Origin of the sequence: Cupriavidus sp. SIMBA_020 (genome assembly GCF_046535395.1) — a bacterium.
Lineage (GTDB): Bacteria > Pseudomonadota > Gammaproteobacteria > Burkholderiales > Burkholderiaceae > Cupriavidus > Cupriavidus campinensis.
Genome location: NZ_JAWRWU010000082.1, coordinates 1 through 438 on the forward strand (window position 1 = coordinate 1; position 438 = coordinate 438).

Below are 438 nucleotides of genomic sequence, written 5' to 3' on the forward strand. Positions count from 1 at the left end.
CCGGTCATGATAGTTGCGGGGATCAATGACGATCTGGTCCAGCGCTTCGTCATAGCGGATTTCGTGGCCGAAGATTACGGCGGTGTAGTTCAGATCATAGCCTTGGGTGGTATGAATGCAGCCCACCTCGTCCGCGGCGCCTTTCGCGTTGATCCAATCCACAGTGGTGCTGTTCCACCGCAGCCGCACGTCACCGATTTCGATGTCATGTTGGTAGGGGGGCTTTCTGGAAACCCAGGGCCAGGAGAAACCGGCCACGAGCCGGGCCAAACCGTAGCTGGCGTCTCTTTGTCCTATCTCCTTCACCATGTCGGAGAGTTCGACAAAAACCAGAAACTCATATTTGTTGGAGCTGAACTTTTCGTCAGCCGGAAGCCGCATGTGCAGGAGATCATCAACGAACCGCACATAGTGCTGCCCGGCGCGTACCCGGAACTG

At 56.4% G+C, this 438-nt stretch carries 1 protein-coding gene; it reads right to left on the minus strand.

What is annotated here, in order from left to right:
• Positions 1 to 438: DNA/RNA helicase domain-containing protein (locus tag SB751_RS28250; protein ID WP_410748817.1), on the minus strand; the 438-nt coding region annotated here is incomplete at both ends.